Annotated in this window: 23 protein-coding genes; 12 read left to right on the top strand and 11 right to left on the bottom strand. The window is 68.1% G+C overall.

Going from position 1 to position 25,042, the window contains the following annotated elements; genetic code table 11:
- Positions 1 to 205 precede the first annotated feature (205 nt).
- Positions 206 to 985: an acyl-ACP thioesterase domain-containing protein gene (locus tag ABZ382_RS20960; RefSeq protein WP_357091144.1), complete on the top strand. Its 780-nt coding sequence runs from the start codon at positions 206 to 208 to the stop codon at positions 983 to 985.
- 176 nt (positions 986 to 1,161) lie between these two features.
- Positions 1,162 to 1,893, top strand: coding sequence for a hypothetical protein (locus ABZ382_RS20955; protein WP_357091142.1), 732 nt, complete (start codon positions 1,162 to 1,164; stop codon positions 1,891 to 1,893).
- A gap of 78 nt (positions 1,894 to 1,971) precedes the next feature.
- On the opposite strand, the gene ABZ382_RS20950 is transcribed toward ABZ382_RS20955, so the two are convergent.
- Entirely contained in the window at positions 1,972 to 3,639 is a 1,668-nt protein-coding gene (locus tag ABZ382_RS20950; protein WP_357091140.1) for an FAD-dependent oxidoreductase, read from the bottom strand.
- Between the two features lie 229 nt (positions 3,640 to 3,868).
- On the opposite strand from ABZ382_RS20950, the gene ABZ382_RS20945 reads away from it, so the two are divergent.
- Entirely contained in the window at positions 3,869 to 4,360 is a 492-nt protein-coding gene (locus ABZ382_RS20945) for a histidine phosphatase family protein (RefSeq protein WP_357091138.1), read from the top strand.
- A gap of 25 nt (positions 4,361 to 4,385) precedes the next feature.
- Here the strand turns inward: ABZ382_RS20945 and ABZ382_RS20940 are convergent, their stop codons facing one another.
- Positions 4,386 to 4,589: a hypothetical protein gene (locus ABZ382_RS20940; protein ID WP_357091136.1), complete on the bottom strand. Its 204-nt coding sequence runs from the start codon at positions 4,587 to 4,589 to the stop codon at positions 4,386 to 4,388.
- Positions 4,590 to 4,718: 129 nt separating this feature from the next.
- On the opposite strand from ABZ382_RS20940, the gene ABZ382_RS20935 reads away from it, so the two are divergent.
- Both ABZ382_RS20935 and ABZ382_RS20930 read left to right on the top strand, forming a co-directional pair.
- On the top strand, positions 4,719 to 5,171 hold the full coding sequence (locus ABZ382_RS20935) for a MerR family transcriptional regulator (protein ID WP_357091134.1): 453 nt from the start codon (positions 4,719 to 4,721) through the stop codon (positions 5,169 to 5,171).
- A 3-nt stretch (positions 5,172 to 5,174) separates the two neighbouring features.
- A complete protein-coding gene (locus ABZ382_RS20930; RefSeq protein WP_357091132.1) occupies positions 5,175 to 6,185 on the top strand; it encodes an aldo/keto reductase in 1,011 nt (336 codons plus the stop codon).
- A 64-nt stretch (positions 6,186 to 6,249) separates the two neighbouring features.
- On the opposite strand, the gene ribA is transcribed toward ABZ382_RS20930, so the two are convergent.
- Positions 6,250 to 6,870, bottom strand: coding sequence for a GTP cyclohydrolase II (gene ribA / locus ABZ382_RS20925; protein WP_357091130.1), 621 nt, complete (start codon positions 6,868 to 6,870; stop codon positions 6,250 to 6,252).
- Between the two features lie 165 nt (positions 6,871 to 7,035).
- Here ribA and ABZ382_RS20920 point away from each other — a divergent pair, with 165 nt between their 5' ends.
- Genes ABZ382_RS20920 through ABZ382_RS20910 form a run of 3 tightly spaced genes read left to right on the top strand, consistent with a single transcriptional unit; the run spans position 7,036 to position 8,820 of the window.
- The gene (locus ABZ382_RS20920; RefSeq protein ID WP_357091128.1) at positions 7,036 to 7,491 is read left to right on the top strand and encodes a carboxymuconolactone decarboxylase family protein; all 456 of its coding nucleotides are present in this window, start codon (positions 7,036 to 7,038) and stop codon (positions 7,489 to 7,491) included.
- 3 nt (positions 7,492 to 7,494) lie between these two features.
- Positions 7,495 to 7,815, top strand: coding sequence for a GNAT family N-acetyltransferase (locus ABZ382_RS20915; RefSeq protein ID WP_357091126.1), 321 nt, complete (start codon positions 7,495 to 7,497; stop codon positions 7,813 to 7,815).
- 18 nt (positions 7,816 to 7,833) lie between these two features.
- Positions 7,834 to 8,820, top strand: a complete 987-nt coding sequence (locus ABZ382_RS20910; protein ID WP_357091124.1) for a pirin family protein — start codon at positions 7,834 to 7,836, stop codon at positions 8,818 to 8,820.
- 3 nt (positions 8,821 to 8,823) lie between these two features.
- On the opposite strand, the gene ABZ382_RS20905 is transcribed toward ABZ382_RS20910, so the two are convergent.
- Positions 8,824 to 9,663, bottom strand: a complete 840-nt coding sequence (locus ABZ382_RS20905; RefSeq protein WP_357091122.1) for a helix-turn-helix transcriptional regulator — start codon at positions 9,661 to 9,663, stop codon at positions 8,824 to 8,826.
- Positions 9,664 to 9,831: 168 nt separating this feature from the next.
- Between ABZ382_RS20905 and ABZ382_RS20900 the strand changes: the two genes are divergently transcribed.
- Positions 9,832 to 10,839, top strand: a complete 1,008-nt coding sequence (locus ABZ382_RS20900; RefSeq protein WP_357091120.1) for an aldo/keto reductase — start codon at positions 9,832 to 9,834, stop codon at positions 10,837 to 10,839.
- A gap of 26 nt (positions 10,840 to 10,865) precedes the next feature.
- On the opposite strand, the gene ABZ382_RS20895 is transcribed toward ABZ382_RS20900, so the two are convergent.
- The 3 genes from ABZ382_RS20895 to ABZ382_RS20885 form a co-directional block, all read right to left on the bottom strand.
- Complete coding sequence (locus ABZ382_RS20895) at positions 10,866 to 11,342, bottom strand: DUF4442 domain-containing protein (protein WP_357091118.1); 477 nt, start codon at positions 11,340 to 11,342, stop codon at positions 10,866 to 10,868.
- A gap of 145 nt (positions 11,343 to 11,487) precedes the next feature.
- Entirely contained in the window at positions 11,488 to 12,993 is a 1,506-nt protein-coding gene (gene mqo / locus ABZ382_RS20890; protein WP_357091117.1) for a malate dehydrogenase (quinone), read from the bottom strand.
- Between the two features lie 142 nt (positions 12,994 to 13,135).
- Positions 13,136 to 13,654, bottom strand: coding sequence for a hypothetical protein (locus ABZ382_RS20885; protein WP_357091115.1), 519 nt, complete (start codon positions 13,652 to 13,654; stop codon positions 13,136 to 13,138).
- Between the two features lie 141 nt (positions 13,655 to 13,795).
- On the opposite strand from ABZ382_RS20885, the gene ABZ382_RS20880 reads away from it, so the two are divergent.
- Positions 13,796 to 14,482 carry a TetR/AcrR family transcriptional regulator C-terminal domain-containing protein gene (locus ABZ382_RS20880; protein ID WP_357091113.1) on the top strand — a complete coding sequence of 229 codons (687 nt, stop codon included), beginning with the start codon at positions 13,796 to 13,798 and terminating at the stop codon, positions 14,480 to 14,482.
- Here ABZ382_RS20880 and ABZ382_RS20875 read toward each other — a convergent pair.
- Positions 14,475 to 15,011 carry a CGNR zinc finger domain-containing protein gene (locus tag ABZ382_RS20875; protein ID WP_357091111.1) on the bottom strand — a complete coding sequence of 179 codons (537 nt, stop codon included), beginning with the start codon at positions 15,009 to 15,011 and terminating at the stop codon, positions 14,475 to 14,477. The two genes, ABZ382_RS20880 and ABZ382_RS20875, sit on opposite strands and share 8 nt — an antisense overlap.
- A gap of 39 nt (positions 15,012 to 15,050) precedes the next feature.
- On the opposite strand from ABZ382_RS20875, the gene ABZ382_RS20870 reads away from it, so the two are divergent.
- Both ABZ382_RS20870 and ABZ382_RS20865 read left to right on the top strand, forming a co-directional pair.
- Positions 15,051 to 16,004 (top strand): DMT family transporter, encoded by a 954-nt coding sequence (locus ABZ382_RS20870; RefSeq protein ID WP_357091109.1) that lies wholly within the window; start codon positions 15,051 to 15,053, stop codon positions 16,002 to 16,004.
- Between the two features lie 117 nt (positions 16,005 to 16,121).
- Positions 16,122 to 16,775, top strand: coding sequence for a hypothetical protein (locus ABZ382_RS20865; protein WP_357091107.1), 654 nt, complete (start codon positions 16,122 to 16,124; stop codon positions 16,773 to 16,775).
- Between the two features lie 18 nt (positions 16,776 to 16,793).
- Here ABZ382_RS20865 and ABZ382_RS20860 read toward each other — a convergent pair whose 3' ends face one another.
- From ABZ382_RS20860 to ABZ382_RS20850, 3 genes are all read right to left on the bottom strand, one after another.
- Positions 16,794 to 17,267 carry a hypothetical protein gene (locus tag ABZ382_RS20860; RefSeq protein ID WP_357091105.1) on the bottom strand — a complete coding sequence of 158 codons (474 nt, stop codon included), beginning with the start codon at positions 17,265 to 17,267 and terminating at the stop codon, positions 16,794 to 16,796.
- A 139-nt stretch (positions 17,268 to 17,406) separates the two neighbouring features.
- The gene (locus tag ABZ382_RS20855) at positions 17,407 to 21,360 is read right to left on the bottom strand and encodes a DNA-directed RNA polymerase subunit beta' (protein ID WP_357091103.1); all 3,954 of its coding nucleotides are present in this window, start codon (positions 21,358 to 21,360) and stop codon (positions 17,407 to 17,409) included.
- 103 nt (positions 21,361 to 21,463) lie between these two features.
- Positions 21,464 to 24,952, bottom strand: coding sequence for a DNA-directed RNA polymerase subunit beta (locus tag ABZ382_RS20850; protein ID WP_357091101.1), 3,489 nt, complete (start codon positions 24,950 to 24,952; stop codon positions 21,464 to 21,466).
- Positions 24,953 to 25,042: the final 90 nt, after the last annotated feature.

Here is a 25,042-nt window from a genome sequence, read left to right as displayed (position 1 = left end):
AACCCACCGGAGATACACCTGGAAAGGCTACGGGGCGCACGGCCCGGTGTCATTCCTTCGAACAGCGCACCGGCATTCCTTCGACTCGGCGCGAACGGGTACCGCGAGCCCCGTAGAGTCATGTCACCGACTTCGGTCAGCAGGCGCCGCACCCCCGGCGCCGCTGGATAGACATGCGGCACACCGTGCAGCGCGAGGAGCACCAGTGTCACTCGATGAGCCACTCGCCCCGCTTCCCCAGGAGGGCATGGGCTTCGCTTCCGCGTGGCCGGTGCGGGCCGGCGATGTGGACCCGTATCAGCGGCTGCGATTCGACGCCACGGCCCGCTACCTCCAGGACATCGCCTGGGAGGAAATGCAATCCGGCTTCTTCCATCGCACCGATCCGGCCTGGATCGTGCGGCGCACGGTGGTGGACGTGGTCCGGCCCGTGCACTGGCCGGACCGGGTGGAGCTGCGCCGCTGGTGCTCGGCCATGTCGACCCGCTGGACCAATATGCGGGTGCGCATCACCAGCGACAACGGGGGCCTGATCGAGACCGAGGGCTTCTGGATCAATATCAACGAGTTCACCAATATGCCGACCCGGATCAGCGACGAGGGCCTGGCCGAACTCGCCCGCACCACCGATGAGCACCGGCTGCGCTGGCGGCCCTGGCTCACCGACCCCACCCCGCCGGAATCGGATGTGGACCTGCCGTTCCCGGTCCGCGCCACCGATATCGACCAGTACAACCACGTGAACAACGCGGCCTACTGGCAGGCGGTGGAGCAGTATCTGGTGGATTATCCGAAGCTGCTGGCCGGGCCGCATCGCGCGGTCATCGAGTACGTGGCGCCGGTGCTGGCCCGCCAGCACGTGAGCGTGCGCAGCCGGTACGAGCCGGGCGACCGGGCCGGGCATCCCGCCTCGCTGCGGCTGTGGTTCGTGGTGGGCGGGGTGACGACCACCGCGGTGCGGATCGGACCGCTGCCCGGCGCCTGAGCCGACCCTGGAGGCGGGTGTGTTGCGCACCTGCGCCGCGGTGTCGCAACTGCGAAATCGATTGGCCTCCGGCGACATTCCCCGCGTCACAACGCGTTCGCTGAACGTTTGCCTGCGACACTGAGCGGCAGGTCGATCGCCCAGGGGTGGCGATCGGGGACAGGAGATCGTTCGCCATGCGATTCGCTCACATCGCGCTGCTCGCGGCGGCGCCCGCACTGGTCGTCGGGATGACGGCCTGTAGCAGCTCCCAGGATTCGTCGAAGAACACCACGTCGACCACTGTCGCGGTGAGCAGCACCACCGAGCATCCCGGCCCGACCCACCCGCCGGTGCCCACCACCCAGACCGCCGCCGACGTCGATTGCGGACCGATTACCGGAGCAAACGGCCAGGGCGCCAACGTGATCGCCTACGCCAGCTCCGGCGGCATTGTCGGCTGCACCGAGGCCATCACCGTCACCACCCGTTACGTGCAGGCCACCCGCACCGGCGACGCCGCCCAGGTGGACGGCTGGACCTGCCAGCCCCAGCCCGACGCCGCGGTCCCGCACATCTGCTTCAAGGAGGGCTTCCTGATCGGCCTGCGCGGCGGCGCGGCCCCCAACCCGCCCGCCCCGCCGACCACGACTCCCCCGCCCACCACCAGCGAAGCCGCGCTCCCCGATGTCGATTGCGGCACCGTCACCGACGCGGGCGGCGGCAGCCGCTCGGTCACCGCGGTGGCCGGCGCCGCGGGCCGGGTCGGCTGCACCGAGGCCATCACCGTCGCCACCAAGTACGCCCAGCAGGTCAGCACCAGCGACCAGGCCACCATCGACGGCTGGTCCTGCCACGCCGTCCCCTCGAACCCCACGGTCGGCTCCATGTGCTCCAAGGACGGCCTGTTCATCAACCTCGGCAAATAGCCATCGGCACGAAAACGACTGCGGCCCCACCCTTTCCGGGTGGGGCCGCGGTCGTTGCGTGGTCAGCCTCCGAGGGAGTTACCCTTTGGCGGCCTTCAGCAGGTCCTCGACGCTGGTGAACTTCACGCGGGGGCGGCCGGCGGCCTTGCCCGCGGTCTTCTCGGCGGCGTCGATGGCCTTCCAGCCCTCGCGGCCGATCTGGTCGGGCTGACGCTCGGCGAGCAGCGCATCGAGGGCAGCGCGGTCGCCCTGCGGGGCGGCCAGCTTGCCGTTGGTGAAGTCCTCGATGATCTGGTCGACGGTCTCGGTCGAGTCGACGCGGTTGGAGCCGATGACGCCGCGCGGGCCGCGCTTGATCCAGCCGGAGACGTACACGCCCTGAACCGGGTTGCCGTCGGCCAGGACTCGGCCCTTGTCGTTCGGGATGACGCCCTTGGACTCGTCGAACGGCACGTCCGCGACCGGCTCGCCCTTGTAGCCGATGGAGCGCAGCACCAGCGACGCCGCCAGGCTGCCGGTGCGGTCGGAGGCGCGGGCCACGGTGCGGCCGTTCTCCTCGACCAGCTCGTTGTGCACGTACTCCACGCCCTCGGCCTTGCCCTCACCGGTGACGGCGGTGGGCGAGACCAGGTAGCGGAACACGATGCGCTTGTTGTCCGGGTTGCGGGCGCCGGCGGCGTATTCCTGGGCGAGGGTGTACTTGAGCTGCAGCGACGGCTCGACCTCGGGGCTGTCCAGCTCGGCCTGCGAGGCCGGGTCCAGGACCAGGTCCTCGGGGTCGACGATGATGTCGACGCCCTTCAGGTGCGCCAGCGCCAGGAACTCCGGCGAGGTGTAGGCGGCCTGCAGCGGGCCACGACGGCCCAGCACCACGACCTCCTTGATGTTGCTGCGGCGCAGCGCGTCCACGGCGTGGTCGGCGATGTCGGTCTTGGCCAGCTCGTCCGGGTTCACGGTGAGCACGCGGGCCACGTCGAGCGCCACGTTGCCGTTGCCGACGATGACGGCGCGTTCGCCGGACAGGTCGAACTCGCGGTCGGCGAAGTCCGGGTGGCCGTTGTACCAGGCCACGAACTCGGTGGCGGAGTGGCTGCCGGGCAGGTCCTCACCGGGGACGCCGAGGCGGCGGTCGGTGGCCGCGCCCACGGCGTAGATCACGGCGTGGTGGTTGGCGAGCAGCTCCTCGTGCGAGATGTGCTTGCCGACTTCCACGTTCAGCCGGTACTGCAGCGCCTCGCGCCGGAAGGCCGACTCGAACAGGTTGGCCACCGACTTGGTGCCCGGGTGGTCGGGCGCGACGCCCGCGCGCACCAGGCCGTACGGCGTGGGCAGCCGGTCGAACAGCTCCACCTCGACGTCGGCGCGACGCAGTAGCTCCTCGGCGGCGTAGCAGGCCGCGGGGCCCGCACCGACGATCGCGACGCGCAGCGTGCCCAGCTCCTTGGGCGCGCGGGTCGGGGCGACCAGCGGCTCGAAGTTGGACTCCAGCGGGTGGCGCTGGAAGTAGGCGGCGTTGATATCGCGGAAGCGCCCCAGCGAGGCGAGCAGATCGTCCTCGGAGAAGATCGCGTCGACCGGGCAGGCGTCGACGCAGGCGCCGCAGTCGATGCAGGTATCCGGGTCGATGTAGAGCTGCTCGGTCGTCGCGAACTCGCGTTGCTCGGGCGTGGGACGAATGCAATCGACCGGACACTCGGGTACGCAGCTGGCGTCGTTGCAACAACGCTGCGTGATCACATAGGCCATATCTCGCAGATCCTCGAAACTGTCGCGTGGTGCTACTCCGCTCGGGGTTCGAGCAGGGTCGGTAGAACACGTTCTAATATAGGCGGCATTCCAACGGGTGTCGGCACAGCTGTGTGCCGCCAACCACCAGTGTGCCTCGAGTGTGAGCAGTGTCTCGCGGCGGTACCTGGCACGCACCGCTGTGAGTCCGGTCTCCGGGCTCCACTCGAGGACACCTACCGTAGTGCGTATGGTGCGGACTCTCATCCTGATGCGGCACGGCAAGTCCGGATACCCCGAGGGCGTGGCCGACCACGACCGTCCGCTGGCCGCGCGCGGGCGGCGCGAGGCGGCGCTGGCGGGCCAGTGGCTGCGCGCCACCCAGCCGGAGATCGACGCCGTGCTGTGCTCCACCGCGACCCGAACCCGGGAGACGCTGGCGGCCACCGAGGTGACCGCGCCGGTGTCCTACGAGCAGTCGATCTACGAGGCGTCCCCGCACACCCTGATCGAACTGGTGCAGCTCACCGATCCGGCCGTGGACACCCTGCTGCTGGTCGGCCATTCCCCCGGAATGCCCTGGACCGCATGGGAATTGGCGGCCAACCGGAACTCCGGCCCGGCCGGGGAGATGAGCGAGAAGTTCCCCACCTCGGCGCTGGCCGTGCTCGAATTCGACCGGGCGTGGGCAGACGCCGACCCGGGCACGGGTGAGCTGGTGCGCTTCCACGTGCCGCGTTAGCCGCCCGGGCAGGGCGGGCTCGGGCTCAGCCGAACAGCTTGCCCTTCCACACCACGACTCCCGCCATGATCAGCAGGAGCAGCAGCGCCCAGCCGAAACCCGCGAGCGCCCACACGACACCGAGCACCGCCACCACCGGCAGTACGGCGATGGCCGTGATCACCGGCTGTTCCTTGGCCGTCTCCAGAGCCGATCGCGCTCTGATCCGATCCATGTCTTTTCCAGGCATGCCCCCAGGGTAGGCCCGGAATCGGCCGATTCGCCGACCGTTCGAATCTTCGCGCTCCCAGCCCTTGCTTGGAGTGCACTCCAACCCAGTAGCGTCGATACCGGGGTTCGGCACAGGAGGGCGAGACCGATGAACGCAGCACCGGCGACGAGCGACACCGTGGACTTCGAGCGACCGCGGTATTCGATCGGCGAAGCCTCCGGGCAGAGTGGGCTCACCCGCGACACGTTGCGCTGGTACGAGCGCATCGGCCTGATGGACTACGTGGATCGCGACCATTCCGGACAGCGCCGCTTCAGCGACCGCGACCTGCAGTGGCTCGGGTTCATCGGCAAGCTGCGCAGCACCGGCATGTCGGTGGCCGACATGGTCCGCTACGCCGAGCTGGTGCGCGAGGGCGACCACACCTTCCCGGAGCGCCTCGCCATGTTCCGCCGGACCCGCGAGGAGGTGCTGGCGCAGATCGAGGAACTCCGATCGACGCTGGTGGTCCTCGACCGCAAGATCGCGCTCTATCAGGGCGGCCCGGTCTGCGCACCACCGCCGGTCCGGGCGAAGAGCAGTGCCAACCAAGGGGATTGACAGATGACCAGCACAACGGCGTTGCCCACCAGCGCGCTCGGGACCACCCGGGTCGGCACGCAGGGCTACGGGGCCATGGGGATCAGCGAGTTCTACGGCCCGACCGACGCCGCCGAGGCCCGGGCCACGCTGGAGCGGGCCCTCGAACTGGGCGTGACCCTGTTCGACACCGCCGACATGTACGGCAGCGGCCACAACGAGGAGTTCGTCGGCGAATTCGTGCGCGCGCACCGCGAGAGCGTGGTGCTGGCAACGAAATTCGGCCTGGAGCGCCGCGCGGACGACCCGGGCTTCCGGGGTATCAACAACTCGCCGGAGTACATCCGCACCGCCGTGGACGCCAGTCTGGGACGGCTCGGCATCGACGTGATCGACCTGTACTACATGCACCGCAAGCAGGACGGCGTCCCGATCGAGGAGACCGTCGGCGTGATGGCGGAACTCGTGGCGGCGGGCAAGGTCCGGCAGCTGGGATTGTCGGAGGTGACCGGCCCGGAACTGCGCGCCGCGTACGCCGTGCACCCGATCGCGGCCGTGCAGTCGGAGTGGTCGTTGTTCTCGCGGGACGTGGAGCGCGCGGTGGTTCCGGCCGCGGCCGAACTCGGTGTCACCTTCGTGCCCTACTCGCCACTGGGTCGCGGCTTCCTCTCGGGCGCCGTCACGCCGACCGGCGAACTGCCGGAAGGGGATTACCGTCGCCGCCATCCCCGGTTCTCGGGGGACAACGCGGTGCGCAATGCCGAGATCCTGGCCCCGATGCACGTCATCGCGGCGGCGCGGGGGCTGACCCCGGCGCAGGTGGCGCTGGCCTGGGTGCACGCCCGGGCGCGGGTGCACGACCTGCCGGTGGTGCCGATTCCGGGTACCCGCAGCCGCACCCGGGTCGCCGAGAACGTCGCCGCGGCGACGGTGGAACTGACCGCGGCGGAACTGGAGACCCTGGACGCGATCGCGGCCCTGGTGGCCGGAGATCGCTACGCGGACATGAAGTTCAGCTCGGCCGGACGCGAATAGTCCCCCTGCCCATCCTGTTTCGGGCCCGGCACCGATTCGGTGCGGGGCCCGAAACGCGTCCGGTTCAGCCGACCAGACGGATGGTGTGCCCGGTGTGCTCGGCTTTTGCCCGGAGGTAGCGCAGATTGCCGGGATTGGCGTGGACGCCGGTCGGAACGGTGTCGCGCACGGTGACGCCGAGCGCGGTGAGCTGCCGCACCTTGTCCGGGTTGTTGGTGAGCAGGTCCAGCTCGCCGACGCCGAGCGCGGTCAGCATCTGGGCGGCCGCGGTGTAGTCGCGGGCGTCCTCGTCGAAGCCGAGGGCGGTGTTGGCCTGGTAGGTGTCGAGGCCGTCGTCCTGCAGGGCGTAGGCGTCGAGCTTGTTGTAAAGCCCGATGTCTCGGCCCTCTTGGCGCAGGTAGAGCAGGACACCGCCGGTCTCGGTGATGCGTTCCACGGATTCGCGCAGCTGGGGTCCGCAGTCGCAGCGGGCGGAGCCGAAGACGTCGCCGGTGAGGCATTCCGAGTGCAGCCGCACCAGCGGCGTGGCGGCGCCGAGGTCGGGGTCGCCGAGGATGAGGGCGACGTGCTCGCGGCCGTCCGCCAGGCCGTCGAAGGTGACCGCCTGCGCGGTGGTCGAGTAGCCGTCGGCGAAGGCCAGCGGGATCCGCACCCGGGTGCGGACGCCGGCGAGGCTGCTGCTCATTGATTGCTCCAGAGGCCGAGGACCGTGTCGTCGATTGGTGAACCACGGATGCGGGCCGGATATTTCACGACGGTCCGGAATGTTCAATTTTCAGACCAGAACGCACGGTTCACCTTCTCGGCTTACGATGCAGCCACTATGCAGTCACCTGTTACTCATGACCGCGTGTGGATCGACAAGCAGTCACCCGAGATCTTCCACGCGCTCAACGGCGTCGCGCTCGCGGTGCGGAACGCCGCCGCGGCAGCCGATCTGGACCGGACCGTCATGGAATTGGTGAACGTGCGGGTGTCCCAGCTCACCGGTTGCCCGTTCTGCCTCGACCTGCACACCCGCGCGGCCCGCGAGGCCGGTGCCACGCAACAGCAATTGGATGTGCTCGCCGGCTGGCAACGCAGTCCGTATCTGTTCACGGAACTGCAGCGGGCGGCGCTCTCGGTGGCCGAGACCGTCACTTCATTGCCGGATGAGGAAAGCATGCAGCGTGAGTATGCTGCTGCGCGGCAACATTTGTCGGATGACCAGATGTCCGTTCTCATCTGGGCTGCCACCACTATCGGCGCGTTCAATCGAGCGTCGATTATGAGCAAACATCCGGTGCGGGTGCGGAAGGAAGACTGAACAATGAGCGAACAGGCCGTGGCGGCTACAGTCGTTCGTAACGACGCGCAACACCGGTACGAGGTGTGGTACGGGAATTCGCTCGCCGGATTCAGCGAGTACCGCGAGCGCGACGACAACGACACCACCTTCATTCACACCGAGGTGGATCAGGAATTCAGCGGCAAGGGCCTGGCGAATCTGCTCGCGCAGGAGGCGATCAAGGATGTGATCGCCCGCGGCCGCACCATCGTGGCGCGCTGCCCGTTCATCAAGGGCTGGCTGGACAAGCATCCGGAGTTCGACGAATACGTGGTCGGCAAGGGCATCAAGCGGGATCGGTGAGCAGGGAAAGGACACGGTGTGAGTGATCTGGAGCCGCGGCCGGAGGAATCGCTGTGCGAGTCGTCGGGCCGTCCGGGGCCGCGGGCGGAGTTCTTCCCGGCCCGGGAGGTGCCGCTCGGCGGGGTCCGCGGGGTGACCGTGTTCCGGTCACTGCCGCAGCGGGATCTGCCGACGGTCGGCGCGTGGTGCTTCCTGGACCACTTCGACGGCGCGTCGGAGGCCAACCCCGAGGGCCACGACATCGACCCGCACCCGCACATCGGATTGCAGACCGTCACCTGGCCGCTGGACGGGCGGATCCGGCACCGCGACAGTGTGGGCTCGGATGTGGAGATCGCGCCCGGCCAGCTCAACATCATGACCTCGGGCCACGGCATCGCGCACTCGGAATACCGGGTGCCGGGCCACATCTCGGGGCACGGGCTGCAGCTGTGGGTGGCGCTGCCGGGTGAATCCCGGGATATCGCACCGCATTTCGAGCAGCATCGGGAACTGCCCGCCTTCCGGGCGCCGTCGATCGAGGGCACGGTCCTGATCGGCACCCTGGACGGGGTCACCTCCCCGGCCATCGCCTACACCCCGATCGTCGGCGCGGACCTGCACGTCGCGGCCGGAGCCGACACCGCGCTGCCGCTGAACCCGGCGTTCGAGTACGCGGTGCTGGTGGTCGCGGGCGCGCTGAGCCTGGACGGCACCGTGGTCGAGCCGGGCAGCCTGTTCTACCTGGGCAGCGACCGGGACGCGATCCGGGTGCACGACACCGCGGGCGCGCACCTGCTGCTGCTCGGCGGTGAACCGTTCGGCGAGGACCTGGTCATGTGGTGGAACTTCGTGGCCCGCAGTCACGAGGAGATCGAGCAGGCCCGCGACGACTGGGAGAAGCACGATGTCGGCCGGTTCGCCGATATCGCGGGCCACACGCCCGAACAGCGGATCCCCGCTCCCCCGCTGCCAGGACTGCATCTGAAGCCCCGCAAACGGCGCTGCGGCGTCCCCCACGAGTAGGAATCAGCTGCCGGTCATCGACTGGGTTCCGATGACCCGCAACAGATCCAGCTTGTCCTGGGTGTCGGTGCCCGGCGCGGGGTAGTAGATCAGCACGTGCCGGGTGGCGCTGGGGGTGAGCAGCGGCTCGCAGATCAGTTCCAGCACACCTACTTCCGGGTGGATCATGCGTTTGACGTGCCCGGTGCCGGTGCCGACCTCGTGCTCGTGCCACAGCCGCTCGAATTCCGGGCTGGCGGCGCGCAGCCGGGCCACCAGTTCGGTGACGTCGGCGTCGCCCGCGCGGCGGGCGGAGACCGCGCGCAGGTCGGCGACGTGCTTGTGGCTCATGGCTTCCCAGTCCTCCGGCGGGAAGATGGCGCGCGAGCCCGGCTCGGTGAACCAGCGCCACGGAATGCACCGGTCCAGGCCGCGCCGCCGCGAGTAGTCCCCGGACAGCAGGGTGTGCATGCGGTTCTGCACCAGCACCTCGCCCAGGTCGGAGATGACCACGGCCGGGGTGTCGTCCAGTTTGGACAGCACGTGCAGGATGCCGGGCCCCACGTGGCTGTCGCCGCCGCGGGCCGGGGCCTGGTGCCCGGACAGGTGGAAGAGGTGGTCGCGTTCGCTGTCGGTCAGCCGCAGCGCCCGCGCCAGCGCGGCCAGCACCTGCACCGACGGTCGCGGTCCGCGCGCCTGTTCGAGGCGGGTGTAGTAGTCGGTCGACATGCCCGCGAGCAGGGCGACCTCGTCGCGGCGCAGGCCGGGCGTGCGACGGCGGGCTCCCGGCGGCAGCCCGACGGTCTGCGGTTGCAGCTGCTCACGGCGTCGGCGCAGGAAGTCGGCCAGCTCGGTTCGATCCACCTCACCACTGTCCCCCGTCCCCGGTCCGGTAACCAGGTATCAGCGGTCCCAGCCTGGGCGCGGATCCATCCACAGCCGTCCACAGCCCGGCCCGGCAACCAGGGATCGCCGATCCCTGGATCAGCGCTCCTCTCCCGCACTCCCCGGATCGGGCGCAGTGTTGTCCCCATGACCACGAACCTCAGCACCGGCCGGCTCGGCAAGACCGGGCCCGCCGTCTCCCGCATCGCCCTGGGCGCCATGGGGATGTCGGGCATGTACGGGTCGGCCGACGACGCCGTCTCGATCGCCACCGTGCACGCCGCCCTCGACTCCGGCGCGAACCTCATCGACACCGGCGATTTCTACGGCATGGGCCACAACGAACTGCTCATCCGGCAGGCGCTGGCCGACCGCAAGCGGGAGGACGTCCTGCTCAGCGTGAAATACGGGGCGCTGCGCGGCCCGGACAACAGCTTCGGCGGCGTCGACACCCGGCCCGCGGCCACCAAGAACTTCCTGGCCTACTCGCTGCAGCGGCTCGGCACCGACTACATCGACATCTACCGGCCCGCGCGGCTGGACCCGAACGTCCCGATCGAGGAGACCATCGGCGGGCTGGCCGAGCTGGTCCAGGCCGGGTACATCCGCCACATCGGCCTTTCCGAGGTGGGCGCGGAGACGCTGCGCCGGGCCGCGGCCGTGCATCCGATCGCGGATCTGCAGATCGAGTACTCGCTGATCTCGCGCGGCATCGAGGCCGAGATCCTGCCTGTCGCACGGGAACTCGGGATCGGCATCACCGCGTACGGGGTGCTCTCGCGGGGCCTGCTCAGCGATTCGGTGCGGGCCGGACAGCAGTTCGCGCCCAGCGACTTCCGCGCCCACAGCCCGCGCTTCCAGGGCGAGAACCTGGACGCCAACCTGCGGTTGGTGGAGGCGCTGGGCAAGATCGCGGCCGAGCGCGCGGTGAGCGTGGCCCAGCTGGCCATCGCGTGGGCGCTGTCGCGCGGCACCGACATCGTGCCGTTGATCGGAGCGCGGAAGCCGGAGCGCTGGGCCGAAGCCGTTGCGGCGGTGGACATCCGGCTGTCCGACGCCGAGCTGGCAACCATCGAGGCCGCGGTGCCCGCCGACCGGGTGGCGGGCGGGCGCTACGCCCCGGCGCAGATGGCCATGCTCGACAGCGAGCGCTGAGACCACTCGCGGCGCGGCCGGATGGACTACTTGCGGCGCGGCCGGATGACGGCGGTGAACGCGGCGCGGGCCACGGCCTTGCCGGTGACATCGGCGATGATCACCGGCACCTCCAGCTCGATCTCGGTGCGGGACTCGATGTTCGCGCGGGTCTCGGCGATGGTCTCGGGCGTCAGCTCGGCGGTGCCGGTGAACGGACCCTCCTGGCCCTTGGCGCGGGCCAGGTATTCGATGCGGCCGTCGCGGGCCACGATGAAGGTGTCACCGAGCAGGTCCACGATGCCGGAGATGGACGCGCCCATGGCGGCGGTCTCGGCCAGGCCGAACAGCAGGGCGGCGTGGATATCGCCATTGTGGTTGAAGTGCTCGGGGCGCGCGGCCATGGCGACCACGCTGCGGCCCGGGCCGTACTCGACGCTCTCGATGCCCGTGAACTGGATGAAGCCGAGCTTCTTGAAGCCCGCCATCACCATGTCGCCCATGGTCGCATTCGCGCTGTCCATCGCGTCTCCCGCCGATAGAAATTGAAACCTGTTCCACTCTGTGAGTAGATACAGACATACCGGGCGGGATGCCGCTTTGTCCACGGCGGTCCGAGACCGAGACCTGGCAGTTTCCTGCCGGATCAGCCCACGACCCCGTGCGGAATCAGCCCACCACCCGGCCCGCCAGGCCCAGCGCCTCCGCGGTCCGGGCCATGGTCTGCCGGGCCAGCCGGGCGTCGTCGGCCAGACTGTGCCCCAGCGTCGGCATCAGCTCCCGCAGCCGCGGCTCCCAGATCCGGGCGTAGCGCGGGAAGCAGCGCTGCAGCACCTCGAGCAGCACCACCGGCGCCGTCGACGCGCCCGGGCTCGCCCCCAGCACCGCGGCGATCGATCCGTCCTGCGCGGCCACCACCTCCGTGCCGAACTCGAGCACCCCGCCGCGTTCGGCGTCCGGCTTCACCAGCTGGGCGCGCTGCCCGGCGGTGATCAGCGACCAGTCCTCGGCACGCGCCTCGGGCACGAACTCGCGCAGCGCGGCCAGCTTCTTCTTCCGGGTCGAGGCCAGCTGGCCGGCCAGCAACCGCAGCAATTCGGTGTTCGCCTTCAACATGGCCGCGATGGACCCGGCATTGCCCGCCCGCAGTGAGGCGGGGGCGTCGAGCAGCGAACCCTGTTTCAGGAAGCGGGGATTCGCGCCCGCGTACGGCCCGAACAGCAGCGCCCGTTCCCCGTTCACGATGCGAGTGTCCAAGTGCGGCATGGCGATCGACGGCGCGCCCGACAGCGCCCGCCCGTACACCTTGGCGTCGTGCCCGGCCGCCATCTCGGGATTGTCGCAGCGCAGGAACCGGCCGCTGACCGGCAGCAGACCGTAGCCGTCGGCCTCGGGAATCCCGGCCTTCTGCAGGATCTTCAACGCCCAGCCGCCCGCGCCCGCGAAGACGAAGCGGGCGTCGGCCTTGCGGGTGAGCCGGTCGTTGTCGGTGCGCCAGTCGATTTTCAATTGCCAGGTGCCGTCATTGTTTCGGCGCAGTCCGCGCACCTCGCAATTGCGGTGGATCTCCACGTCCTGCCAGCGCAGCCAATGGAACAGCTGGCGGGTGAGCTCACCGAAATCGACATCGCTGCCGGTGATATCGCGGGTGGCGGCAATCGGCTCGGCGGCGTCGCGGCCCGCGGTCAGCAACGGCGCCCATTCGCCGATCACCGCCGGATCGTCACTGAACTTCATATTCGCGAAAAGGTGGTGCGCGGACATGGTTTCGTGGCGGCGGCGCAGGAAATCCACGTCATCCTTGCCGCGCGCCAGCGTCATATGCGGGACCGCGTTCACGAAGGTCTCCGGGTTGCGCAGAATCCCGGCCCCGACCAGCGACGCCCACAGCTGCCTGGTCAGTAGGAATTGCTCGTTGAGTTCGAGCGCGGGGGCGATATCGATCGAGCCGTCCGGATTTTCCGTGGTGTAGTCGAGTTCGCACAGACCCGCATGCCCGGTACCCGAATTGTTCCAGGCCGCAGACGCCTCGCCACCCACTTCGGGCAATCGCTCGTACACCGCGATCGTCCAACTCGGTTCCACATGTTTGATCAATGCGGCGAGGGTGGCGCTCATGATGCCGCCACCGATCAGGACGACATCATAGGGCCGAAGGGGCGCTTGTGTTTTCATCGTCTTCACCTGGAAACCCCGATTGAATTCGTACAGCGGACACGCTGGCGCCCCGCGGCGACCCGTCGGCGGGCGCGCCAAACCCTATCGTTCAACCCTTGCCCGCGCCACGCGGAGCGAGGGTACGGCGTGATGGGGACGGTCAGGAGAGCGCCAGCACCAGCAGGCCGAGTCCGGCGCCCGCGAAGACCACGGTGTTGCGGATCTTCTGCAACGTCCAGGTCCAGGCCGGGAAGCCGGCCTCGGCGACCTTCAGCAGTGCCGGTACGTCGATGCGGGCCAGCTCGGGATCGTTCTTGCGGGCGAAGGCGGCCCGCACCGACCGCGCCGCGGTCAGGTTGCTGTAGACGATGACGGCGTTGCCGACCAGCAGCAGGGCCAGCATCACCCAGTTCACCGGGCGCATCCACTCGAATCCGGCGAGGTTGAGCCCGGCCAGGACCACCAGCGACGCCGCGATGCCGCCCGGGGCCCACCACTCGTGGCCGCTGGCGTCGAAGCGCATGCCGTTCTCCCGCAGGGCGCTGGTGCGCACGCCCTGCCGGGCGAGTTCGGCCTCCGCACCGGCCATCGCGACCGTGCCGTAGCGGTTGCGGGCGATCGGCATGCTCACGAACGCGGCGGCCGAGGACAGAGCGATGGCGGCGATGACGGTGTTCACGATGGGTCTCCTCGAGCTGGGCCGCACTCCCGGCGACCTACTTGAACTAAGTACAAGAGGAAGGTAGCCGCCCGCTTGAACTAAGTGCAAGAGATTTCTTGAACTTTGTGAAAGTCGCAGGTCAACCGCTACCGTGGAGGCATGCCGCGCGAGAACCTCAGCAAGGAACAGATCATCCGCACCGCCATCGAGCTACTCGACGCGGAAGGCCTGGACGGACTCAACATGCGCAGCCTCGGCAAACGACTCGACTCCGCCCCGACCGCCATGTACTGGCACGTCAAGAACAAGGACAACCTGGTCCGGCTCGCCACCGACGAGATCTGGGGCGAGATCGAGCTGCCCGACCTCGACGCCATGGACTGGCGCGCCGCCGCCGAAGCCCTCGCCGCCGGGATGTACGCGATGATCACCCGGCACCCGTGGATCGTGCAGGCCCAGGCGGGGTATCTGCACTACGGCCCCAACAAGTCCCGGCACGACGACCAGATGCTCGCCGTCTTCGAACAGGCCGGATTCGACGACGCCGGGGCCGACCGCGCCGCCGCCACCCTGTTCATGTTCGTGCTCGGCAACGCCGTCGGGCAGGCCGCCGACGTGTCACTGAATCGCCGACTGTCCCGCCAGGGCGGTGACGCGGAAACCCAACTGGCCCAGGCCCTCTCCGAGGCGACCGAGATCGCGGCGCGGCACCCCAGGCTGCGCCGCCGCCTGGAGAATCCGTCCGCCGCGAACGACTACAACGCCGCCCCGGAGAGCAGTTTCGAATTCGGGCTCGCCGCCCTGCTCGACGGCCTGCGCGATCGACTCGCCGCGCAGATCAGCTGACCGACTTGCGCGCCCGATACGCCGCGACCGCATTGCGGTTGGTGCAGGCGGTCGAGCAGTAGCGCCGGGATCGGTTGCGCGACAGGTCCAGAACGATGCCCGCACAGGTGTCGTCCGCGCAGATGGACAGCCGGGAGAGCTCGTCCGCGCGGATCAGGTCGACCATGGCCATCGCGGTCTCGACCGCGATGCGGACGTCCAGCGGAGCCTGGGGCGGGACCGCGTGGATGTGGTAGTCGAGGCCGTCGTGGCGGACCAGTTCGGGGACCGCGCGATGCTCGGCGAGGATGGCGTTCACCACAGCGACGGCGGTGTCGCGGTCGGCGGTGAGCAGGCGGCGCAGCGGCGCGCGCTGGGCGCGGACCGCGGCGAGTTCGGCGGCGGTCCCGGCATGCGCCCCGGTGTAGCGGTGCTTCTCGAAGAAGGCGTCCAGCTGGGCGATCTCGGTCAGGGTGTCCGGCTCCTCGGCCGAGTTCACCAGCTCGACCGCCGCGGCCATGGAGGCCACCGTGTCATCAGCGAAAAGCACGTTGACATATTACACACGCGGCCCTTAGCGTCATTTGTCATGGCGACTTTGACTCATGACAGGACGGTGGTGTCGCACCGGATCCGCTCCGGGCTGCTCTGCGCCGCCCTGTCGGCCGCCGCGTTCGGGCTCTCCGGGCCGCTGGCCCGCGGCCTCATCGACGCGGGCTGGAGCCCCGCAGCCGTCGTCATCGTCCGCGTCCTCCTCGGCGCGGTCGTGCTGCTGCCCGCCGCGGTGGTCCGATTGCGCGGCGACTGGAACCTGCTGCGGCGCAATATCTCCCTGCTCGCCGGATATGGGCTGCTGGCCGTCGCCACCGCGCAGCTGTCGTACTTCAATGCCGTCGCCCACATGGATGTCGGCGTCGCGCTGCTCATCGAATACACCGCGCCGATCGCCGTGGTGGTGTGGTTGTGGCTGAGGCACAGCCAGAAGCCAGGTCGCGCAACCGTTCTCGGCGCGATCATCGGGGTGACCGGACTGGTCATGGTGCTCAACCTGCGATCGGGCACCAGCACCAGCTGGGTCGGCATCGCCTGGGCCCTGGGCGCGATGGTCGGTGCGGCCGCCTATTTCATCCTGAGCGCGCACGCCGGGGACGCGGTGCCCGGCACCGTGCTGGCCACCAGCGGACTACTGGTCGGCGGACTCGGCATCCTGGCCGCGGGCCTGCTCGGCGTCGTCCCGCTGCACGCCACCACCACTCCCGTTGCCTTCCAGGGGTTCACCGTGGACTGGTGGGTGCCACTGCTCGCGCTCGGCGTGATCACGGCGGCCATCTCCTATGTCACCGGCATCGCCGCCACCCGGCTGCTCGGGTCACGCCTGGCGTCCTTCGCGGCGCTCGCCGAGGTGCTGGCCGCCATCCTGTTCTCCTGGGCGCTATTGGGCCAGACGCCCGCGCCGATCCAATTGTTCGGCGGCGCTTTGATTCTCATCGGCGTCGTGGTCGTTCGACTCGGGGAACCTGCCGACGACACGAATGCGCCATAATGCTTCACATCTCGAGTTGATAACGGTAGTTTGTCGCAAAGGTCGGGAAACCTATCGCAAACTCGAGGAACAGCCACCATGGGTATCACCAAATACGTTGCGCCTGCCTTGCTTTGCTTGACCGCGACCACCGTCGCCGGCACGGCCACCGCCGCGCCCGAGCAGGCCCCCGCGCAGCCCGCCCTGCAGATCAAGGGCACCGATCACAGCATCGGCTACGACGTGGCGCTCTCCTCGGACCACCGCTCCGCGGTCAGCACCCTGCAGGCCGGGCAGTTCCTCGCGACCTGGGACGGCGAGGCCGTCATCGTCACCGACGACAAGGGCGCCCTGGTCTCCACCGTGCCCCTGAAGTACGACATCGATGGCAAGACAGCGGAATTCACCCCGGTCATCGACCAGAGCAACCGCCGCCTCACCCTCACCCCGGTCGCCGCGTCCGACACCGAGCTGCGCGGGGTCGACGCCCAGCAGCACTTCTTCGACGTGGTCCAGGCCAATATGCCCGCGGTCGCCACCGGCGCGGCCATCGGCGCCACCATCGGCTTCATCGCGGGCTTCCCGCTCGGCCTGTTCGTCCTGGACTTCATCACCGCCCCGCTGCTCGCGGTGATCGGCGGCGTGGTCGGCGGGGCCATCGGCCTGCAGATGTCGGGCGGCCACGAGGCCTCGGAGGCCGCGCTCGCCTACGTCGACACGCTGGCCCCCGGCGCGTCGAACATCTTCCGCCCCGCCTTCGCCGCTATCCCGACTCCCCCGCCCGCCAACTGACGCCTCCCCCACCGGGATTCACGCCAGGAAGCTGACCGACTTCACCGGCATACTGTTGTTCCAGTGGTACCACCACACGTTCATCTCCTGCGCGAGGTCGAAACGGAAGGTGTGGCCATTGCCGGGGCCGTCCACAATCGTCCACAGGCCGTTGGGCTGGCCGATCACCTGACTGACACTGCCGTCGGTCCAGTCGAATCGGCCCAGCGACGGCGAATCGAGGGCGTTGAACGGCAATTCGGCGGTGAAGTGGCCGGATTCGATGCCGGGCAGCAGCGGGCTCGAGCAGGCCCAGACGTCCGCCTCGCGGTGGACGCTCTGGCCCACGCTGCCGGTCCCCGGAATCAGCGCGCCGGTCAGGACGCCGCCGTGGCGGCAGCCGCCCAGTGCGCCACCGGGATCGGCGGCGGCGAGCGGTAGCGACAATGCGAGCGGCAGGGACAGGGCCGCTCCGCAGCAGACGGCCGAAACGAGAGCACTACGAGCGAACACGTCAGCTCCTCCCCTGACACGGGGGCCGGTTACTTCGTCGCAAACAGCATAGACCCGCGCACCGCGCTCGAGCGGGAAAAGAGTTCGGCCCCCGCTCCATTTCGGAGCGGGGGCCGAATTCTATTGCCTGGCTACACGCTTAGCGGTAATCGCTGAAGCCGTAGTCGTCCAGCGGAACCGCGGCACCGGTGGAGGTGCCGAAGCCGTCCGGGCTGTAGTAGCTGTCGTCGTAGGACGGGACAGCGTACGCCGCCTGGCGGGCCTCTTCGGTCGGCTGCACCTGGATGTTGCGGTAGCGGTTGATACCGGTACCGGCCGGGATCAGCTTACCGATGATCACGTTCTCCTTCAGGCCGATCAGCTTGTCGGAGCGGCAGTTGATCGCGGCGTCCGTGAGCACGCGGGTGGTCTCCTGGAAGGAGGCCGCCGACAGCCACGAATCGGTCGCGAGCGACGCCTTGGTGATACCCATGAGCACCGGACGACCCGAGGCGGGCTCGCCACCCTCCGCGACCACGCGGCGGTTGGCGGACTCGAACTCGGCGCGCTCCACCAGCGAACCCGGGAGGAACTCGGTCGCACCCGAATCGATGATGGTGACGCGGCGCAGCATCTGGCGGACGATCACCTCGATGTGCTTGTCGTGGATGGACACACCCTGCGAGCGGTACACCTCCTGGACCTCGTGGACCAGGTGGACCTGCACCTGACGCGGGCCCATCACGCGCAGCACCTCGTGCGGATCGGCCGAGCCCTCGAGCAGCTGCTGGCCGACCTCGACGTGGTCACCGTCGGCCAGGAGACGCTCGGAGCCGTCCTCGTGCTTGAACACCCGCAGGCGCTGACGCTTCGACAGCTTGTCGTACAGGACCTCGTCCGACCCGTCGTCCGGGATGATCGTGATCTTGTAGAAGCGGTCGTCGTCCTCGAGCCGCACGCGACCCGACACCTCGGCGATGGGGGCCTTGCCCTTGGGCACACGAGCCTCGAAGAGCTCCTGCACGCGGGGCAGACCACCCGTGATGTCGTCACCCGCGACACCACCCTGGTGGAAGGTACGCATGGTCAGCTGGGTACCGGGCTCACCGATGGACTGGGCGGCGACGATACCGACGGCCTCACCGATGTCCACCAGCTTGCCGGTCGCCATCGAGCGGCCGTAGCAGGTGGCGCAGACGCCGGTGCCGGTGGTGCAGGTCAGCACGGAGCGGACCTTCACCTCGGTGATGCCGGCCTCGAGCAGCGCCTCCAGGGCGGGATCGCCCAGGTCGTGGCCCTTCTCGACGACGACATTGCCGTTGGCGTCGATCGCGTCGGTCGCCAGGGTGCGAGCGTAGGTGCTGGTCTCGACGTGCGCGTCACGGATGACGGAGCCGTCGGCCTGCTTCTCCGCGATCGGCACCACGATGCCGCGCTCGGTGCCACAGTCGGTCTCGCGCACGATGACGTCCTGCGACACGTCCACCAGACGACGGGTCAGGTAACCCGAGTCGGCGGTACGAAGCGCGGTGTCGGCCAGACCCTTTCGCGCACCGTGGGTATTGATGAAGTACTCCAGAACCGTCAGGCCCTCACGGAAGGAGGACTTGATCGGCTGCGGGATGAACTCACCCTTCGGGTTCGTCACCAGGCCCTTCATACCGGCGAGGGTACGAGTCTGGGTGAAGTTACCCGTGGCGCCCGAGTCGACGATCGTGATGATCGGGTTGTCGGCCGGGTAGTGCGCGCGCAGCGCCTTACCGACCTCTTCGGTCGCTTCCTGCCAGATCTTGACCAGGGCGTTGTTGCGCTCCTGGTGGTCGAGAGCACCACGCTGGTACTTCTTCTCGATCTGGTCGGCCTGCGCGTCGTAGCGCGCCATGATCTCCGCCTTCTCCGGCGGAACGAGCACGTCCGACATGGAGACGGTGACACCCGAACGCGTGGCCCAGTAGAAGCCGGCGTCCTTGAGCTTGTCGACGGTCTGCGCGACCACGATCATCGGGTAGCGCTCGGCGAGATCGTTGATGATCGCCGCCTGACGCTTCTTCGGCATCGGCTCGTCGATGAACGCGTAGTCCGCCGGGAGCAGATCGTTGAAGAGCACACGACCCAGGGTGGTCTTGCAGGTCCACGCGTCGCCACGCTGCCAGCCGTCCGGGAACAGCTCGGCCTCGACGTCCTTCGGCGGACGCTGATCGGTCAAGCGGACCTTGATCAGCGAACGCACGGTCAGGTCGCCGCGGTCCACGGCCATCTGCGCCTCGGCGGGCGAGGAGTAGACGCCGAACTCGGCCTCGTCCTTGGTGGCGGCCTTGTACTCGCCGACCGCGCCCTCTTCCAGACGGGTCAGGTAGAACAGGCCGGTCACCATGTCCAGACGCGGCATGGCGAGCGGACGACCCGAGGCCGGCGACAGGATGTTGTTCGAGGACAGCATCAGGATGCGGGCCTCGGCCTGCGCCTCCGCGGACAGCGGGAGGTGCACGGCCATCTGGTCACCGTCGAAGTCGGCGTTGAACGCCTCACACACGAGCGGGTGCAGCTGGATGGCCTTACCTTCGACCAGCAGCGGCTCGAAGGCCTGGATACCCAGGCGGTGCAGGGTGGGCGCACGGTTCAGCAGCACCGGGTGCTCGGAGATGACCTCTTCGAGGACATCCCACACCTGGGGACGCTGACGCTCGACCATCCGCTTGGCGGACTTGATGTTCTGCGCGTGGTTCAGGTCGACCAGACGCTTCATGACGAACGGCTTGAACAGCTCGAGCGCCATCAGCTTGGGCAGACCACACTGGTGCAGCTTCAGCTGCGGACCGACCACGATGACCGAACGGCCGGAGTAGTCGACACGCTTACCGAGCAGGTTCTGACGGAAACGACCCTGCTTGCCCTTGAGCAGATCGCTCAGGGACTTCAGCGGGCGGTTACCCGGACCGGTGACCGGACGGCCGCGACGGCCGTTGTCGAACAGCGCGTCCACCGACTCCTGAAGCATGCGCTTCTCGTTGTTCACGATGATCTCGGGCGCGCCCAGATCGATCAGTCGCTTCAAACGGTTGTTGCGGTTGATGACGCGGCGGTACAGGTCGTTCAGGTCGGAGGTCGCGAAGCGGCCACCGTCCAGCTGCACCATCGGGCGCAGCTCCGGCGGGATCACCGGAACGGCGTCGAGGACCATGCCCATCGGCGAGTTGCCGTTGGTCTGGAACGCGGCCACGACCTTCAGACGCTTCAGGGCGCGAAGCTTCTTCTGGCCCTTGCCCGTCCGGATGGTCTCGCGCAGGTTCTCGGCCTCCGCGGCGATGTCGAAGGTCTCCATGAGCTTCTGGATCGCCTCGGCGCCCATGGCGCCGGTGAAGTACTCGCCGTAGCGGTCCTGCAGCTCGCGGTAGATCACCTCGTCGATGATCAGCTGCTTCTTGGCCAGCTTGGTGAAGGTGGTCCAGATCTCGTCGAGCCGGTCCAGCTCACGCTGGGCGCGGTCGCGCAACTGACGCATCTCGCGCTCGCCGCCGTCCTTGACCTTGCGGCGGACGTCGGACTTGGCGCCCTCGGCCTCCAGCTCGGCCAGATCGGCTTCCAGCTTCTGGGCGCGGGCCTCGAGGTCGGCGTCACGCTGGTCGGCGACGGTCTTCTTCTCGACCTCCATCTCCGCCTCGAGCGTGGAGAGCTCGTTGTGGCGCAGCTCGTCGTCCACCGAGGTGATGACGTACGCGGCGAAGTAGATGATCTTTTCCAGATCCTTCGGCGCGAGGTCCAGCAGGTAGCCCAGACGCGACGGGACACCCTTGAAGTACCAGATGTGGGTGACCGGAGCGGCCAGCTCGATGTGGCCCATGCGCTCACGACGCACCTTGGCGCGAGTCACCTCGACACCACAGCGCTCGCAGATGATGCCCTTGAAGCGGACGCGCTTGTACTTACCGCAGTAGCACTCCCAGTCCCGGGTGGGACCGAAGATCTTCTCGCAGAAGAGGCCGTCCTTCTCCGGCTTCAGCGTGCGGTAGTTGATGGTCTCCGGCTTCTTGACCTCGCCGAAAGACCAGTTACGAATGTCTTCGGCGGTCGCCAGGCCGATCCGGAGTTCATCGAAGAAGTTGACGTCTAGCACGTAACTTCCTTTCCCCTGTTCGGGTTGAGTATGAGCAAAAGTTCGCTAAATCCGTTGCCCGGGAAGGCTTCTCGAATCCGATCGGCCTTCCCGGACCGATCGCTCACTGCGCCAGGTCGTCGACCGTCGCAGCCTCGTTGCGGGACAGGTTGATGCCCAGGTTCGCCGCGGCGCGCTCCAGGTCCTCGTCGTCACCGTCACGCATCTCGATGGCGGCGCCGTCCGAGGACAGCACCTCCACGTTGAGGCACAGCGACTGGAGTTCCTTGAGCAGAACCTTGAACGACTCCGGGATACCCGGCTCCGGAATGTTCTCGCCCTTGACGATGGCCTCGTACACCTTCACGCGGCCGACCACGTCGTCCGACTTGATGGTGAGGAGTTCCTGCAGGGTGTAGGCCGCGCCGTACGCCTGCATGGCCCAACATTCCATTTCACCGAAGCGCTGACCACCGAACTGCGCCTTACCACCCAGCGGCTGCTGCGTGATCATCGAGTACGGACCGGTCGAACGCGCGTGGATCTTGTCGTCGACCAGGTGGTGCAGCTTCAGGATGTACATGTAGCCGACGGACACCGGGTACGGGAACGGCTCACCGGAGCGGCCGTCCAGCAGGATCGCCTTGCCGTCGTCGTTGATCATCTTCTCGCCGTCGCGGTTCGGCAGAGTCGAACCGAGCAGGCCGGTCAGCTCCTCCTCGCGCGCACCGTCGAACACCGGGGTGGCGATGTTCGTGTCGGCGGGCTGACCGATCATCTCGGCCGGCAGGTTCTTCGCCCAATCGGGAGAACCCTCGACCTGCCAACCGGTCTTGGCGATGTAACCCAGGTGGGTTTCCAGCACCTGACCGATGTTCATACGACGCGGCACACCGTGGGTGTTCAGGATGATGTCGACCGGGGTGCCGTCGGGCAGGAACGGCATGTCCTCCTGCGGGAGGATCTTGCCGATGACGCCCTTGTTGCCGTGGCGACCGGCGAGCTTGTCGCCGTCCTGGATCTTGCGCTTCTGCGCGACGTAGACGCGGACCAGCTCGTTGACGCCCGGGGGCAGATCGTCGTCGTCGTCACGCGAGAACACGCGCACGCCGATGACCTTGCCGGACTCACCGTGGGGCACCTTCAGGGAGGTGTCGCGGACCTCGCGGGCCTTCTCACCGAAGATGGCGCGCAGCAGGCGCTCCTCGGGGGTCAGCTCGGTCTCACCCTTCGGGGTGACCTTGCCGACCAGGATGTCGCCGTCACGGACCTCCGCGCCGATGCGCACGATGCCGCGCTCGTCCAGGTCCGCCAGGACCTCGTCGGAGACGTTCGGGATGTCCCGGGTGATCTCCTCGGCGCCGAGCTTGGTGTCGCGAGCGTCGATCTCGTGCTCCTCGATGTGGATCGAGGTGAGCACGTCGTCCTCCACGAGGCGCTGCGACAGGATGATCGCGTCCTCGTAGTTGTGGCCTTCCCACGGCATGATCGCCACGAGCAGGTTCTTGCCCAGGGCCATCTCACCGTTCTCGGTGCACGGACCGTCGGCGAGCACGTGCCCGGCCTCCACGCGGGTGCCCTCGTCCACGATCGGACGCTGGTTGGCGCAGGTGCCCTGGTTGGAGCGCTCGAACTTGCGCAGGCGGTACGAGCGGCGGGTGCCGTCGTCGTGCATGACGGTGATGAAGTCGGCCGAGACCTCTTCCACCACACCGGCCTTCTGGTTCACGACCACGTCACCGGCGTCGACCGCGGCGCGCAGCTCCATACCGGTGCCGACCAGCGGCGACTCGGAACGGATCAGCGGCACGGCCTGACGCTGCATGTTCGCGCCCATGAGGGCACGGTTGGCGTCGTCGTGCTCGAGGAACGGGATCATGGCGGTCGCGACCGACACCATCTGGCGCGGCGAGACGTCCATGTAGTCGACCGCGCTGGCGTCGACGTATTCCATTTCCTCGTTGCCGTGGCGGGCGAGCACGCGGTCCTCGAGGAAGCGGCCGTCCGTGTCGACCGGCGAGTTCGCCTGGGCGCGGATGTGGCGGTCCTCTTCGTCGGCGGTGAGGTACTTGACCTCATCGGTGACGCGGCCGTCGACGACCTTGCGGTACGGGGTCTCGATGAAACCGAACGGGTTGACCCGCGCGTAGACCGAGAGCGAACCGATCAGGCCGATGTTCGGGCCTTCCGGGGTCTCGATCGGGCACATGCGGCCGTAGTGCGACGGGTGGACGTCACGGACTTCCAGGCCGGCGCGCTCACGGGACAGACCACCCGGGCCCAGCGCCGACAGACGACGCTTGTGGGTCAGACCCGAGAGCGGGTTGTTCTGGTCCATGAACTGCGACAGCTGCGAGGTGCCGAAGAACTCCTTGATCGCCGCCACGACGGGACGGATGTTGATCAGGGTCTGCGGGGTGATGGCCTCGACGTCCTGGGTGGTCATGCGCTCACGCACGACACGCTCCATACGCGAGAGACCCACGCGGATCTGGTTCTGGATCAGCTCGCCAACCGTCCGCAGACGACGGTTGCCGAAGTGGTCGATGTCGTCGACGTCGACCGGGACCTCGGAGCCGCCGGGGGCGGTCATGAGGCGATCGCCCTGGTGCAGGCGGACCAGGTACTCGATCGTCGCGACGATGTCTTCCTTGGTCAGCGTCGAGCCGGTGACCGGCTGGTCCAGGTTCAGGCCCAGCTTCTTGTTGATCTTGTAGCGACCGACGCGCGCCAGGTCGTAGCGCTTCTCCTTGAAGAACAGGTTCTCCAGCAGGGTCTGCGCGGACTCCTTGGTCGGCGGCTCGCCCGGACGCAGCTTGCGGTAGATGTCGAGCAGCGCCTCGTCCTGACCCGGGGTGGAGTCCTTCTCGAGGGTGGACATCATGATCTCGGAGAAACCGAAGCGCTCGGTGATCTCCTCGGTGGTCAGACCCAGCGCCTTGAGCAGCACGGTGACCGGCTGACGACGCTTGCGGTCGATGCGGACACCGACGGTGTCGCGCTTGTCGACGTCGAACTCCAGCCACGCGCCGCGCGAGGGGATGACGCGCACGGAGTGCAGCGTCTTCTCGGTGGACTTGTCGATGGACGAGTCGAAGTACACACCCGGCGAACGGACGAGCTGCGACACGACGACGCGCTCGGTGCCGTTGATGATGAACGTGCCCTTGTCGGTCATCATCGGGAAGTCACCCATGAAGACCGTCTGAGACTTGATCTCACCGGTGTTGTTGTTGATGAACTCCGCGGTCACGAACAGCGGAGCCGCATAGGTCATGTCCTTGTCCTTGCACTCCTCGATGGAGGCCTTGACCTCTTCGAAGCGCGGATCGGAGAAGGACAGCGACATGGAGCCGGAGAAGTCCTCGATCGGAGACAGCTCCTCGAGCACCTCCTCGAGGCCCCCGGTGGGGTTGGTGACGTCGCCGCGCGCGGTGGCACGCTCACGCCAGTCTGCTGAACCGACCAGCCAGGCGAACGATTCGGTTTGTAGATCGAGAAGTCCGGGAACCTCCAGGGGTTCACGAATCTTCGCGAAAGACACCCGCTTCGGGGCTCCGGGGATACCGGCCTTGGTCTGGGTGGAGACTGCCAAGATGCGTCCTTCCAGCACCTAACGCGCGTCGCGTGGTGGTCCGCGACCGTCGCTTGTCTGCTACGAATTCCGCTGGTTACGACCCGAACGAAACCCGAACAGCAGACA

The organism is Nocardia sp. NPDC005825 (assembly GCF_040630175.1).
Taxonomy (GTDB): domain Bacteria; phylum Actinomycetota; class Actinomycetes; order Mycobacteriales; family Mycobacteriaceae; genus Nocardia.
Note: the sequence above shows the minus strand (reverse complement) of the source record. Positions and strands in the feature narration are given on the sequence as shown.